Origin of the sequence: Parabacteroides sp. B2-S-102 (genome assembly GCF_023656665.1) — a bacterium.
GTDB classification, from domain to species: domain Bacteria; phylum Bacteroidota; class Bacteroidia; order Bacteroidales; family Tannerellaceae; genus Parabacteroides; species Parabacteroides distasonis.
In genome coordinates this window covers 153,286-167,953 of record NZ_JAMOKM010000006.1, presented here as the reverse complement: position 1 = coordinate 167,953, position 14,668 = coordinate 153,286, and the positions used below count along the sequence as shown (strand labels likewise).

At 45.4% G+C, this 14,668-nt stretch carries 14 protein-coding genes; 5 read left to right on the top strand and 9 right to left on the bottom strand.

The features are described from left to right. The first annotated feature begins 50 nt into the window (after window positions 1-50). The 3 genes from NBH07_RS10330 (at window position 51) to NBH07_RS10320 (ending at window position 4,451) form a co-directional block, all read left to right on the top strand. Window positions 51-896, top strand: coding sequence for a BRO-N domain-containing protein (locus NBH07_RS10330; RefSeq protein WP_008773381.1), 846 nt, complete (start codon window positions 51-53; stop codon window positions 894-896). 73 nt (window positions 897-969) lie between these two features. Then, entirely contained in the window at window positions 970-2,586 is a 1,617-nt protein-coding gene (locus NBH07_RS10325) for an ABC-F family ATP-binding cassette domain-containing protein (protein ID WP_005854824.1), read from the top strand. Beyond that, the gene (locus tag NBH07_RS10320; RefSeq protein ID WP_009018214.1) at window positions 2,583-4,451 is read left to right on the top strand and encodes an LTA synthase family protein; all 1,869 of its coding nucleotides are present in this window, start codon (window positions 2,583-2,585) and stop codon (window positions 4,449-4,451) included. Before NBH07_RS10325 ends, NBH07_RS10320 begins: the two co-directional genes overlap by 4 nt. 63 nt (window positions 4,452-4,514) lie before the next feature. On the opposite strand, the gene rny is transcribed toward NBH07_RS10320, so the two are convergent. From rny to NBH07_RS10275, 9 genes are all read right to left on the bottom strand, one after another. Next, entirely contained in the window at window positions 4,515-6,053 is a 1,539-nt protein-coding gene (gene rny, locus NBH07_RS10315) for a ribonuclease Y (RefSeq protein WP_005854819.1), read from the bottom strand. A gap of 107 nt (window positions 6,054-6,160) precedes the next feature. Continuing rightward, window positions 6,161-6,451, bottom strand: coding sequence for a cell division protein ZapA (locus NBH07_RS10310; RefSeq protein WP_005864888.1), 291 nt, complete (start codon window positions 6,449-6,451; stop codon window positions 6,161-6,163). Window positions 6,452-6,456: 5 nt separating this feature from the next. Next, complete coding sequence (locus NBH07_RS10305) at window positions 6,457-6,750, bottom strand: coiled-coil domain-containing protein (RefSeq protein ID WP_005864886.1); 294 nt, start codon at window positions 6,748-6,750, stop codon at window positions 6,457-6,459. Between the two features lie 150 nt (window positions 6,751-6,900). Then, the gene (locus tag NBH07_RS10300) at window positions 6,901-7,101 is read right to left on the bottom strand and encodes a winged helix-turn-helix domain-containing protein (RefSeq protein WP_005854813.1); all 201 of its coding nucleotides are present in this window, start codon (window positions 7,099-7,101) and stop codon (window positions 6,901-6,903) included. A gap of 122 nt (window positions 7,102-7,223) precedes the next feature. After that, window positions 7,224-7,913: a B3/B4 domain-containing protein gene (locus NBH07_RS10295; protein ID WP_005854811.1), complete on the bottom strand. Its 690-nt coding sequence runs from the start codon at window positions 7,911-7,913 to the stop codon at window positions 7,224-7,226. A gap of 27 nt (window positions 7,914-7,940) precedes the next feature. Further along, window positions 7,941-8,768 carry a peptidoglycan editing factor PgeF gene (gene pgeF, locus NBH07_RS10290; RefSeq protein WP_039848842.1) on the bottom strand — a complete coding sequence of 276 codons (828 nt, stop codon included), beginning with the start codon at window positions 8,766-8,768 and terminating at the stop codon, window positions 7,941-7,943. Beyond that, a complete protein-coding gene (gene obgE, locus NBH07_RS10285) occupies window positions 8,740-9,894 on the bottom strand; it encodes a GTPase ObgE (protein ID WP_009018212.1) in 1,155 nt (384 codons plus the stop codon). Before obgE ends, pgeF begins: the two co-directional genes overlap by 29 nt. A gap of 15 nt (window positions 9,895-9,909) precedes the next feature. After that, complete coding sequence (locus tag NBH07_RS10280; RefSeq protein ID WP_005854805.1) at window positions 9,910-10,482, bottom strand: adenylate kinase; 573 nt, start codon at window positions 10,480-10,482, stop codon at window positions 9,910-9,912. Window positions 10,483-10,518: 36 nt separating this feature from the next. Further along, the gene (locus NBH07_RS10275; RefSeq protein ID WP_034527250.1) at window positions 10,519-11,055 is read right to left on the bottom strand and encodes a phosphoribosyltransferase; all 537 of its coding nucleotides are present in this window, start codon (window positions 11,053-11,055) and stop codon (window positions 10,519-10,521) included. A gap of 123 nt (window positions 11,056-11,178) precedes the next feature. On the opposite strand from NBH07_RS10275, the gene NBH07_RS10270 reads away from it, so the two are divergent. Together NBH07_RS10270 and NBH07_RS10265 are read left to right on the top strand one after the other, a co-directional pair. Beyond that, complete coding sequence (locus tag NBH07_RS10270; protein ID WP_005854801.1) at window positions 11,179-12,690, top strand: bifunctional ADP-dependent NAD(P)H-hydrate dehydratase/NAD(P)H-hydrate epimerase; 1,512 nt, start codon at window positions 11,179-11,181, stop codon at window positions 12,688-12,690. A gap of 721 nt (window positions 12,691-13,411) precedes the next feature. Next, window positions 13,412-14,653, top strand: coding sequence for a 3-keto-disaccharide hydrolase (locus NBH07_RS10265; protein WP_370510636.1), 1,242 nt, complete (start codon window positions 13,412-13,414; stop codon window positions 14,651-14,653). The last annotated feature ends 15 nt before the right edge of the window (window positions 14,654-14,668 follow it).

Sequence of the window (14,668 nt, the reverse complement as noted above, 5' to 3'; positions counted from 1 at the left end):
ATACTAAATCCTCATTTACCTTTGTCTATAACTACTCAAAGCAACTACAAATGACACAAAAAGAATCTATCCGCTTATTCGAAGAAAGAAAAGTTCGCGCCATATGGGATGACGAACAAGAGGAATGGTATTTCTCGATCGTTGATGTTATATCTATTTTAACAGATAGCCCCAACCCTCGAAAATACTGGAGTGTATTAAAAACCAGATTGAAAAGAGAAGGTAGCGAGTTGACTACAAATTGTAGTCAACTGAAAATGCAGGCCGCTGATGGCAAGAAATATTTAACCGACGTAGCCAATACCGAGCAACTCTTCCGCCTTATCCAATCAGTACCATCTCCAAAAGCAGAACCTTTTAAGTTATGGATCGCCCAAGTAGCGAAGGAACGTTTGGATCAAATGCAAGACCCGGAATTGTCTATCGAGCAAGCCATGGCCGATTATAAACGATTGGGCTATTCGGATAATTGGATCAACCAACGATTGAAATCCATCGAGATACGGAAAGATCTAACAGACGAATGGAAGAAGAGAGGACTGGAAGAAGGCCTCCATTTCGCTACATTAACCGACATAATCTATAAGTCATGGTCCGACATGACCTCCAAGGAATATAAACGATTCAAAGGATTAAGAAAAGAGAATCTTCGAGATAATATGACAAACAAAGAGCTTGTATTAAACATGCTGGCCGAGTTATCTACCAAGGAAATATCAGAAGCATCGGAACCAGACACCTTTAGCGAGCACATAAATGTCGCCCAACAAGGAGGCGAGGTGGCTCGTAACGCCCGATTAGAGCTGGAAGCCAAAACCGGGAAAAGCGTTATCTCACCGCTCAACGCCCAAAAGATAATTAGCCTAAAAAAGGGAGAGAACGAGCGGGATGTATGACATCCAATGATAAGATAAACAATATTTTTCGTACCTTTGCATCCTCAATCGCAATTTAATAGGTATACGAAATATGATAACAGTTAACAATCTGGACGTACAGTTTGGAAAACGCATCCTTTTTCAGGATGTGAACATGAAGTTTACACCGGGCAATTGCTACGGTATTATCGGTGCTAACGGGGCCGGAAAATCTACGTTTCTCCGTGTAATCAGCAAGCAATTAGACCCTACCAGAGGTAGCGTTAACCTAGGACCGGGCGAACGTCTTTCCGTATTGAGCCAAGATCACTTCGCGTTCGATGAATATACGGTTATGGATACCGTATTGATGGGACATACGACCTTATGGGAGGTGATGAGCGAGAAAAACGCCCTTTACGAGAAACCTGATTTCAGCGACGCCGACGGTATCCGCGTATCGGAACTGGAAGAGAAATTCGCCGAGATGGAAGGCTGGAACGCAGAGAGCGACGCCGCCAACCTATTGAGCGGACTAGGCATCAAGGAGGATTTGCATTATATGTATATGAAGGACTTGAGCGGTAAGCAGAAAGTACGTGTCTTATTGGCCCGTGCCTTGTTCGGACAGCCCGATAACCTATTATTGGATGAGCCGACGAACGACTTGGACCTTGAGACGGTTTCTTGGTTGGAGAATTATCTCTCTAATTTCGAGCATACCGTATTGGTTGTTAGCCACGACCGTCACTTCCTCGACTCCGTTTGTACGCATACCGTGGATATCGACTTCGGTAAATTACAATTATTCGCCGGAAACTATAGCTTCTGGTACGAGTCTAGCCAGTTAGCCCTTCGTCAACAGCAGAACCAGAATAAGAAAGCCGAGGAGAAGAAGAAAGAGTTGGAAGAATTTATCCGCCGTTTCAGTGCCAACGTAGCGAAGTCCAAGCAGACCACCAGTCGCAAGAAGATGTTGGAGAAGCTGAATATCGAGGAGATCAAACCGTCCTCACGCCGCTATCCGGGAATCTTGTTCACGCCTAACCGCGAACCGGGCAACCAGATCCTTGAGGTGAAAGGATTGTCGAAGAGTATCGACGGACAGGTATTGTTCAAGGACTTGAACTTCTTCGTGGAGAAGGATGACAAGATCGTATTTATCAGTCACGACCCTCGTGCCATGACCGCCTTGTTCCAGATCATCAACGGTGAGGAGAAAGCGGATGCCGGTACGTATCAGTGGGGACAGACGATCACGACCTCTTATCTTCCTCTCGATAACTCCAAATATTTCAATACAGATATCAACCTGCTCGATTGGTTATGCCAGTTCTCGCCGGATACTAACGAGGTATTCTTGAAAGGCTTCCTCGGACGTATGTTGTTCTCGGGCGAGGAGCTCATGAAAAAGGTAAGCGTACTTTCCGGAGGTGAGAAGATGCGTTGTATGATCTCACGTATGATGCTCACCGACGCCAACTGCTTGATCTTGGATACTCCGACCAATCACTTGGACTTGGAATCCATCCAAGCCTTCAATAATACATTGAAGACATTCAAGGGAAATATCCTGTTCTCCAGTCATGACCACGAGTTCATACAGACTGTATCGAACCGTATCATCGAGCTGACTCCTAACGGTATCATCGATAAGATGATGGATTACGATGATTACATCACAGATCCGGCTATCGCGGAGTTACGGGAAAAGTTATATTCGAAATGAAAAAAAGATTATTATTCATACTAATCGTTTTTATCGCATGGCTACCGGTTTTTGTTATTCAAAAACCGGTATTTATGTTTTATCAGCATGCGTTGTCCGAGGCTTGTACCTTCACGGACTTCCTACAGGTTATGCTTCATGGGCTGAAGCTGGATTGTACGATAGCGGGATACCTTACGGCCATCCCTCTCCTATTGACTTTAGTATCAGTTTGGCTTCCGGGCGCTTGGTTGAAGAAGGTATTGAAAGGGTACTTCTTGATCATGGGAATTCTGGTATCTGCGATCTTCTCCGTAGATGTGGCTTTATACAGCTTTTGGGGATTCAGGTTGGACGCTACTTTATTCTTCTACCTGCAATCGCCCGCCGATGCGATGGCGAGTGTTCCGTTGGGAATGTTCTTTATCCAATTATTGGTATTCGTGGCATATACGCTAAGTATCTATGCTTGGTTCACCTTCATCCTCCGGTTCGCGCCAGTAAAGCCTAGCTTTCCACCTACGGGATTGGAACAATTGGGAAGTACTTTCGCCATCCTCTTAGCAGGGGGAATATTGTTTATTCCGATCCGGGGAGGCGTAACTACGTCTACGGCAAATGTCGGCATGGTTTATTTCAGCCAGAACCAGTTCTTGAATCATTCGGCGATCAACCCGTGTTTCAGTCTGATAGCCTCATTGAGTAAGCAACAGGATTTTGCCTCGCAATTCGATTTCTACCCGGAGGAAAAGCGGAAAGCCTTATTCGATACGCTCATTCAAGCCCAAGACTCCTTATGCCCGGGAGATTCCATACCTACAGAGCCTGTCAAGCTATTGACAACGACTCGTCCCAATATTCTCATTATCATCATGGAGAGTTTCACGGCAAATGCTATCGAGGCTGTTGGCGGTGAGCCGGGAATTACGCCGAACTTGAATCGGCTGAGCAAAGAGGGTGTATTATTCACGAACCTATATGCCAACTCGTTCCGTACCGATCGAGGCTTAGTCTCCGTATTGAACGGCTATTTAGCCCAACCCACCACCTCCATCATGAAGTATCCGGTGAAAAGCCAGACCCTTCCATCTATCGCAAAGAGTCTTAACAAAGAAGGATATACGGCAGATATGCTCTATGGAGGTGATATCAATTTCACGAATATGCAAAGTTATTTCTATAGTTCCGGCTACAGCAAGATAACGGCAGACCGTGATTTTCCCTTGAGCAGCCGTCTGAGTAAATGGGGAGCAAACGACGATATCACGTTCTCGCATCTTTACGAGGATATCAAGCAAAGACCAGTCGACGGCAAACCTTGGTTAAGTACATTCCTGACATTAAGTAGCCATGAGCCATTCGAGGTCCCGTTTCACCATTTGGAGCATCCTTATCTAAACTCCGTCGCGTTTACGGATAGCTGTATCGGTAATTTCATTGATACGTTCAAGGAACTGCCGGCATGGAAAAATACGGTAGTCATCTTTGTCTCCGACCACGGATACCGTTACCCTGAAAACATGCAGGAGTACGGACCTTTACGTTTCCACATACCTATGCTATGGCTAGGCGGAGCGATCGCTGAACCTAAAGTGATCGATACGTACGCAAACCAAACCGATTTGGCAGCCACCTTATTAAATCAGATGGGTCTCCCCACGGATGAGTTCTCATTCAGCAAAGATATATTGAATCCTTGCGTCCCGCATTACGCCTTTTATACATTCAATAATGGATTTGGCTTTATAGACGAATCCGGTGTTTCCGTATACGACAATGAAGGGAACAAGATTTTAGTAGAAGAACCTGAAAGCGGAAACGAGACCCGCTTGGAGAAAGGAAAAGTCCTATTACAAACTTTATACGACGATCTGGGAAATCGATAGCGACAGATATAAAAAAGGCCGACTTACACAAGCCGGCCTTTTTTATTTATATTAAATATATTCTTACTTAGCGTAGCTTACCGCACGAGTCTCACGGATCACCGTGATCTTAACCTGTCCCGGATAAGTCATCTCATCCTGAATCTTCTTAGCGATCTCAGCGGACAAGTTCTCGGTGTCCTTATCGTCAATCTTATCAGCGCCAACGATTACGCGCAACTCTCTACCCGCTTGGATAGCGTAAGTCTTGACAACACCCGGATACGATAAAGCCAATTGTTCCAAATCATTCAAACGCTTGATATAAGCCTCTACGATCTCACGACGTGCGCCCGGACGAGCACCTGAAATAGCGTCGCAAACCTGTACGATCGGAGCCAACAGCGTCTGCATCTCCACCTCATCGTGGTGAGCGCCTACGGCGTTGCAAATATCCGGTTTCTCCTTATATTTCTCGCAAAGCTTCATACCCAAGATAGCGTGCGGCAATTCCGGCTCATCATCGGGCACTTTACCAATATCATGTAACAATCCGGCACGTTTCGCTTTCTTCGGGTTCAATCCCAACTCGGAAGCCATCACGGCACAAAGGTTGGCCGTCTCACGAGCATGTTGCAACAAGTTTTGTCCATAAGAAGAACGATACTTCATCTTACCGATCATACGAATCAATTCCGGATGCAAACCGTGCACTCCCAAATCGATCACGGTACGCTTACCGGTCTCTACGACCTCGTCTTCCACTTGCTTCTTCACCTTCGTTACCACCTCCTCGATACGAGCCGGATGGATACGTCCGTCCTGTACCAATTGATGCAAGGCCAAACGAGCGATCTCACGACGAACCGGGTCGAATCCAGAAAGAACGATAGCCTCAGGCGTATCATCCACCACGATCTCAATACCGGTAGCGGCCTCCAAAGCACGGATATTACGTCCCTCACGACCGATGATACGGCCTTTGATCTCGTCCGATTCAATATGGAACACGGTAATAGAGTTCTCGATAGCCGTCTCCGTCGCTACCCGTTGGATAGACTGGATCACGATCTTCTTCGCCTCCTTATTAGCGGTCATCTTCGCCTCCTCGACGATCTCGTTGATGTAAGAAGCGGCTTGCGTCTTTGCCTCATCCTTTAAGGACTCGATCAAACGCTCTTTGGCTTCCTCGGCGGACAACCCGGAGATAGCCTCCAAATGCTCCACTTCCTTCTGATGAAGTTTATCCAAATCTTGCTTCTTCTTCTCCACCAACTCCAACTGAGAAGATAAATTCTCCTTTACAGCCTCTACCTCGTTATTCCTACGCTGTAACTCTTCCTGACGTTGATTCATCGTCAGTTCTCTTTGTTTCAATTTAGTCTCGACAGACTGGATCTTAGCGTTACGCTGTGATACCTGTTTTTCCAAGTCCGCTTTCAAATGAAGAAACTTCTCCTTTACTTCCAGCATCTTGTTCTTCTTTATCACCTCGGCCTCCTTCTCCGCCTCTTGAAGCACGGAGTCGTACTTCGACTTCAGAAGGAAACGCATGCCCAGCCACGCAAGCAACCCACCAATGATGAAGGTTACTATCGGTATGATTATATACATTCCAACCATTTAACTAATAATTTAAGATTCATTTATTTATATACAAAAAAAGCACTACCATCACACGGTCTCACCGTGCAAAGCAGTGCGGAAACTCTCTTCTTACAATATGTATGTTATTTCTTCAGATATCCTTCCAACTCGGTTGTAAGCTCCTGTATCTTATCCGTAAAAGGATTTGTATCATTCCGTTTTTCCAACTCCAGATTATGCATCGAGAGTTGAAAAGCCACCATGGCTAACAAATCTTTCGTATCCACCTCGACCGCGAAATGCTGCCTGTATTGAAGAATCTTGCTGTTGATCTGATCAGCGGCGGCACGCGCCAACTCTTCCTCATGACGTTTGATCGTAAGCGGATATTTCTTTCCGGCTATCACTATATTTATAAGAAATTCTTCGTCCATCGCTTCTATTCATTTAAAAGTGCGATGCACTTGTCTACTTCCCGCACTAATTTTGATAACCGCATCCGGGCGTTCTTCATCTCTTCCTCGTTCGTGGAAACAATTCGCGCCGTCAGCATGTTATCACATTTGGCATTCAATCCTTCAATCATATCCTTCGCCTGCCGCAACTCCTCGTCTTTAAGGCTCAAAGCAGCTGTAAGTTCGTCAATTCTACGTTTCTGCTGATCGCATAACGCCATCAAATCACGAACTCTAACCTCAAATACAGCTAACAATCTCTTATGATCTTCGGTCATTTCACACCAAATTCTACACAAAAGTAAGTTTTTGAATTGAATTAACCAACTGTAGACTTAATTATTTTGACAGAAAACGTATGGACAAATAAAAAGGCCGTCCAAAAAAATCGAACAGCCCTCCCTAATTCTTGTAAACGTTCCTCTTGTTTACACTAAAGAAACATACATTTCACCTTCAATCTCCTCGAAAGCTAATTTACCTTCTTTCGCCAACCAACCAAAAGCGGCGTACATATCTTTTTCCGCTTTAATCTTCGTGGCTTTCTTCACTGCCTTAAAACTCATTTTACCGCCTTCATTTAAAACGTTCCATACAAGGCCGGCGTTTGTACCAATTAATTCAATCATTTTATGATAACATTTGATTACTGGGGACAAATTTATAGATTAAATGATTAAAACAAAAGATTATAGATGTTTTTTAGCATAAAAGATGGACATTTTTCGCTTTGTAAACAATATTAACACGGTTATAACGTTATTTTTCCTCTGTTTTCTCGGCATATCAGTTCCGCTTCCACGTTTACCGCTGAGACATATCTTTTTAATAAGTCAACCGAGTAACCACCCGCTTCCAATAAGCCCTCCTTACCGGAATAACCATTCAGAATCATTAACAATGAAGTGGTCGACATTTCAATCTTGGTACGTTCCTCATCGCTGGTAGGCGTTCCGACACCCGCTACTCCATCCCTGTAGACTGGAAGACCGGCGATATTCAATTCACCACGTCCGATACCGTGATAAATTTCCCCCTCTTTTCCGACACCTAGTTCCAATCCGCCTACAATCTTATCTGCGTCAAATCCTCCGATAGAATAACCGCTACGGATAGAAACCAGATTGACGATATCCACCAAGGTATCTATCTTATATAAAGGAAGCCCGCGAAGTATCCGCCGTCTTAACGCCTCGGCGGAAGGGCGATACCGGTTCGGGTCTTTCCCCAGACGTTTATAAGCCTGACGGGTAGCGAAAATAGGAGTCCACTTATTAATATCCTCTATCTTACAGGTAGAACGGATGTCCTCCTCAACACGGGTTATTTCTTCCCAAAGTCGTTCATCGGGCTCCGTGTTCTTTACTTGGCAGGCGATAGCCAACACGTGAAGATCGGGGCAAGCCTCCGATATCTCAGATGAAAGAGTGATTGAAATCATGTCTATTATAAGTTTGAGCCAATATAACTAAGATTTTTTCAAGCATATCCCGGTAAGGATCCGGCCGCTTTTGACACCGAGGCGACGAGCGGAGAAATAATCCTCATACCGAATATAAGTACAGATGCCAGCGATCTCTATATGCCCGGAGAGCAATCCTGCCTCTAACAATTGTAAACGGTTGGTTTCCCATAGATCGATATGCGCTTTTTGAGTCTCCGCATTACGTCGAAGAATCCGCTCCATTGGGAAGCCCGCCATTTGAAAAGCTTTTACGACTTCCTCTCCCACCTCAAATGCCGCTTGACTGATAGAGGGACCTATTCCGGCAACCAATTGAGTAGGATCGCAATCGTATGCCTCGATCATCAAGCTTGCCGCCTTACGAGCTATGTGTAAAACCGTACCCCGCCAACCCGCATGGACAGCAGCTACCACTTTACGATCCGGCGCATATAACAAGACAGGGACACAATCCGCCGTAGATACGGCTACACATACATTCGGAACATTCGTCACCAAAGCGTCCACGCCTTCCAAACGTAGCTTTCGCTCTTTATCATTCAGCGAAAGGAAAGACGCGTCGATCGCCAATACTCGATCCTCATGGGTCTGATGAGGTATAACCATATTCTCTAGGGAAATCCCGACCGCATTCGAAAGAAGTTCCAAGTTCTTCCGGATGAAGCCCGGATCATCCTCGGTATAAACGCCCGGATTCATCGAAGCGTACGTTCCCGTACTCACGCCGCCATGACGTGTTGTCGTAAAATGAGAAATGTCGCGGTATCCGCTTAACCCGGAGAACCGCGACACCTCTATTTGCTTATTTTCTTGTATCTTCATCTTCATCATCGTCCCAGTATTCCTCGTATTCCTCATCCGGGTCATCCTCGTCCACGGGGAAGATGTATTCGTCGTCGTCCTCAAATTCCAACGTGCTTACATCTATATTCTTATGGACAATTCGCTCTGCCTCATGGAAATTCTCCTTATTCAGCTCTTTCCATAAAAGGTCTTTCAACTCGACAATACCCAGTCCCGTGATAGAAGATATAAAGACATACGGAATTCCCTCCGGCAAGTCTTGCGACAAAGCCTCGATCAATTCCTCATCCAGCATATCGCTCTTGGTGATCGCCAGTACACGGCGTTTATCCAGCAATTCCGGATTATACTTCACTAACTCATTATGCAATATCTCGTATTCTTTCTTGATATCGTCTGCCTCAGCGGGAACCATGAACAATAACAATGAATTACGTTCGATATGACGTAAGAAACGAAGTCCCAAACCTTTTCCCTCGCTTGCTCCTTCGATAATACCCGGTATATCGGCCATTACGAACGAACGGTTATCGCGATAACTCACGATGCCTAAATTAGGCTCCAACGTAGTAAAAGGATAATTAGCGATCTTCGGTTTAGCGGCGGATACGACAGAAAGCAAGGTAGATTTACCCGCATTCGGGAAGCCTACCAAACCGACATCGGCCAGCAATTTCAACTGAAGAATCACCGTACGTTCCAATGCCGGCTCACCCGGTTGCGAATAACGGGGCGCTTGATTGGTAGCCGTCTTGAAGTTAAAATTCCCCAGACCGCCACGACCGCCTTTCAGCAACATCACTTGCTGACCGTCTTCCGTAACGTCGCAAATAAACTCTCCGGTCTCAGCATCGTAAACAACCGTACCGCAAGGAACCTCGATTACTCGATCCTCCCCGTCTTTACCCGAGCTACGCTTCGCGCTACCACTCTCACCATTGGTGGCCATGATATGACGCTCATATTTCAAGTGAAGGAGCGTCCAGTAATTCCGGTTACCACGGAGATACACATGACCTCCTCTCCCTCCATCGCCCCCGTCGGGACCTCCTTTCGGAATGTATTTCTCACGACGGAAGTGAGAAGACCCTCTTCCACCCTTTCCTGAGCGGCAATAGATCTTGACATAATCTACAAAGTTCGATTCAGCCATATTGGTTTATTTCAATTATTTTACGTTATTAACCGCCTCTTTGATACGACCGAAGATTTCCTCGATTGTTCCCATCCCTTTGATGGCCACGTGCTTGCCTTCACCTACATAGTAGTCTGCCAAAGGAGCTGTTTGAGTATGGTAAACATCCAGTCTGGATTTGATCGTCTCCAAGTTATCGTCAGAACGTCCGGATACTTTACCGCGCTCCAATAAACGCTTGATCAACTCCTCTTCCTCTACTTGAAGGTTCAACATAACGGAAACGTCTGTTCCACGCTCGTTCAACATCTTCTTCAAGGCTTTCGCTTGAGGGATCGTACGAGGGAAACCATCGAAGATTACGCCCTTAGCCGGCTTCTTGCTATCCAATACATTCGCCAACATATCAACGATCAACTCGTCCGGAACCAATTGTCCCTTCTCGATATAATCCTTAGCGATCTTGCCCAGTTCTGTCTCAGCCTTCATCTCGCCACGCAATACATCGCCAGTAGAGATATGATCCAAACCGTATTCTTTAATAATCAACTCACTTTGTGTTCCCTTACCTGAACCGGGAGCACCAAAAATAACCACGTTCAACATACTATTGTTCCTTTATTATATATAATGTATACTATTTTATTCCACAACCTTGTAGATATCCTTATATGAGCGGCCCAACTCATCATAATCCAAACCATGTCCCACGATAAAATCAGCGGGTATCTGTAAGCCTACATAATCCGGAGTCAACTCGCATTTCAAGGATTCCGGCTTGAAAAGCATCGTTGCCAATCTTACATCGGCGGCACCCTCGCTCCGAAGCTTCTCCATCACGTAGCTCATCGTAAAGCCCGTATCGATAATATCCTCCAATAAGATCACCATACGTCCGCAAATATCAGCCTGCACCGGCATGATCTCATTCAATATGCCCGTACTGGAAGTTCCTTGATACGAGGAATAACGAGCGAATGTCAGCTCATACGGAACATCCAGCTCACGCATCAGCTCGGCGACAAACATAAAAGCCCCGTTTAGCACACCCACGAATAGAGGATTTTTCCCTTCCACATCCGCTTTAATCTGAACGGCCATTTTAGCGATAGCCGCCTGAATATCCGACTCCGGAATAAACAGTTCAAATTCTTTGTCTTTTAGACGAATTCTGTCCATAAATCTTTCGGTTTTCGAGGGGACAAATGTACAACTTTTTCGGCGATGCACAAAAAAGTGTAGCAACATACCAAAGTTTGTTATACATTTGTAAGCAGAATAAAACCCCAGACATCTAGAATTATGATTAAGATATTCGCTACAGACAAGGTAAAGGAGCTCGACCAATATACGATTCAACACGAGCCAATTAGTTCGATCGACTTAGTGGAGCGTGCCGCTACGACGTTCGTCCATGAGTTTTGCCGGCGCTACTCCAAGCAGGTCCGCATCGTGATTTTCGCCGGTCAAGGCAATAACGGAGCCGACGCTTTGGCCATCGCCCGCCTTTTGAACGAGGAATCATACCGGGTAGAGACGTATTTATTCAACCCGACAGAGCATCTGTCCGTAGAGTGTGAGCAAAACAAGCAGCGTCTGCTCGACATGGAACGGATCGAATTTACGGAAGTGGTCCGTGACTTTGAGCCGCCGACGCTAACCGACCGAGACGTGGTGATCGATGGCTTGTTCGGTTCGGGATTAAACCGTCCTCTCACCGGAGGTTTCGCCGCTATGGTCAATTATATCAACCAATCCGAGGCGGAAGTCGTAGCGATCGATATTCCTTCCGGCTTATTCGGGGAAGATAATCGTAAGAATGACTCGGAGGCGATCATCAAGGCCAGCTTAACCTTGACATTCGGCTTCCCGAAACTGGCGTTTCTTTTTCCGGAGAATGAACAATACGTAGGCGAGTGGAAAATACTGGATATCGGAATCCATCCGGACGCAATTTATGAGACGGCTTCCCCTTACTCATTGGTTACGGAAGAAGATATATCCTATTCGTTAAAGTCTCGCAAACGTTTCGCCCATAAGGGAACGTTCGGACATGCTTTATTGATCGCCGGAAGTAAAGGAAAAATGGGAGCCGCCCTATTATCCGCGAAGGCATGCTTACGGAGTGGAGCCGGACTATTGACCGTGCATATCCCGACCCGAGGCGAATCAATCTTCCAGACCGCTTTCCCGGAAGCGATGTTAAGTCTAGACGCAAATCCTGATTATTTCTCTACGGTTCCCGAGATAGGTAGTTACTCCGCTGTCGGTATGGGACCGGGACTCGGACAGCATTTAGAATCCGCAGCAGCGATCGAACGTATCCTGCAATCCAGCACAAAACCAGTCGTTATCGATGCGGACGCTATTAATATAATGGCATCCAACAAGGACTTATTCAATAAGATCCCGCCACGGAGCATCCTCACTCCCCATCCGAAGGAGTTCGATCGGATAGCGGGTGAAAGCACGAACTCATACGACCGTTTGATGAAAGCGCAATCTTTCGCCGCCGAACATAAGATTTGTATCGTATTGAAAGGTGCTTATACCGCTATTTGTTCTCCGGCAGGAAACATTTATTTCAATAGTTGCGGAAATCCGGGCATGGCAACCGCCGGTAGCGGAGACGTGCTGACGGGCATCATCCTCAGCTTATTGGCGCAAGACTATTCTCCGGAAACTGCCGCTGTAGTCGGAGTATTCTTGCACGGTACAGCCGGTGATCTCGCCGCCGCTTTCCGCTCGGAAGAGAGCATGATCGCCAGCGACATCACGGATATGCTCGGAAAAGCGTTTAAGCAAATCAAATAAATCCAGCAAAAACAACGGGCGTTTTTACTCTCGTTTGTTACAATTACTACCGCTATTCCATATATTATACGGACTTACAGTGTACATATAGAATGGTGGTAGTAAATTTTCATGGTACCCCAACGCCTTTTGCTATCACATTTCAACCTTTTCTTACTCACTCGATAAATGTCGGCGATATCTTTTATGACAAAGCTCTGTAAAGTAGAGTTATTGTAACTTTTAAACATGTATAATTGTATCCCTATCATTTTATAGAAAAACACGTACATGAATTTTTTCAAACATGTACGACTTTTTTCGAAAACACGTACGTGTTTCAGCATAAACATCATGATATTTTCACAATGCTGATTATCAACACTTTAAATAAAGTATTCGATTACTGGCTTATTGTAGTATTTTCTGTAAAGAAAAGCTTCAGTCGTTGATACCATAACTATTACAGCAACATTTGGCTACATCATATAATGTATTTAGTGTATCCAAATCAGATATACAGCGTTGGCGATGTTTGTATATATTACTTGGCAAAGTCAGTACTACTGCGTTTGCCGACTAATAAATGACCGATTGCCATACACTTCCGTTAAAATAAATAAAAAAGGAAAAAGAGCTTACGTATCCCTTGCCCCAGAGTTGTCTCATATATAAAACACCGACAAATTTGTATTAACAATAAAGCTATACGTACATGAAAATAACAATCGTATCGTTCGCAATGGCAGCTGCTTTCGGTTTAATCGCCTGTGATAACACGAAGCATAACACATTGACCGAACAAGAGAAAGCGGAAGGTTGGGAACTTCTATTCGATGGGGAAACCTTGGATGGCTGGCGGGATTATAACGGAACTGCCTTGACCGGACCTTGGGAAGTTGTAAACGGAACCATCCAAGCGGACGGGCAAGGTAGCGATGCCAGCGGATACATCGTCACCGACAAGGCTTATGAGAATTTTGAGCTTTCGTGGGACTGGAAAATCTCGAAAGGAGGAAATAGCGGTTTATTATATCATGTGGTAGAACGTCCTCAATTCCCGGTTCCCTACGTTACCGGCCCCGAGTATCAATTGATTGATGATATCAATTTCGCGGAGCCATTGGAAGATTGGCAACGTTGCGGAGTGGATTACGCGATGTATTTACCGGACTTCAACACGATAAAAGTACATCCGGCCGGCGAATGGAACAACTCTAAGATTATTTTTGACAACGGACATGTCACCTACTTTATGAACGGGCACAAAACCGTAGAGTTCGATGCATGGTCTGATGATTGGTTCTCCCGTAAGAACAGCGGTAAATGGGCGAACGCTCCTGAATACGGATTAGCGCATAAAGGCTTGATTTGTTTGCAAGACCACGGTTATCCCGCATGGTTCCGTAATATCAAGATCAAGGAACTTCCCCGCAAGACACGAGAGGCTCGTTTATTCAACGGCGAGGACATTACAAACTGGGATAAATACGGCACAGAATTATGGTATGTAAAAGATGGTTTATTAGTATGCGAAAGTGGCCCGGATAAACAATACGGCTATCTAGCCACCCGGGAATATTACGACGATTTTGACCTTACCGTGGAATTTAAACAGGAAGCGGATGGTAATTCTGGCGTATTTATTCGTTCCTTTGTAGAAGAAAAAGATGTAAAGGTAAACGGCTGGCAAGTGGAAGTCGCCCCCAAAGGCTTTGACACGGGCGGTATCTACGAATCCTACGGACGAGGATGGTTGATACAGATCCCGGACGAGAAGGAGAACATCCTAAAACAAGGAGAGTGGAACACGATGCGTATCCGGGTACAAGGAGATAATGTACAGACTTGGCTCAACGGAGAGGAGATGGTAAACATCCGGGATGAAAAGATCGGAGCCGGTCAAGGGCGTATCGCTTTGCAAATACATGATGGTGGCGGCATCAAGGTTCTTTGGCGCAACCTTCATTTACAAACATTATAGAATATCGTTTTCTTA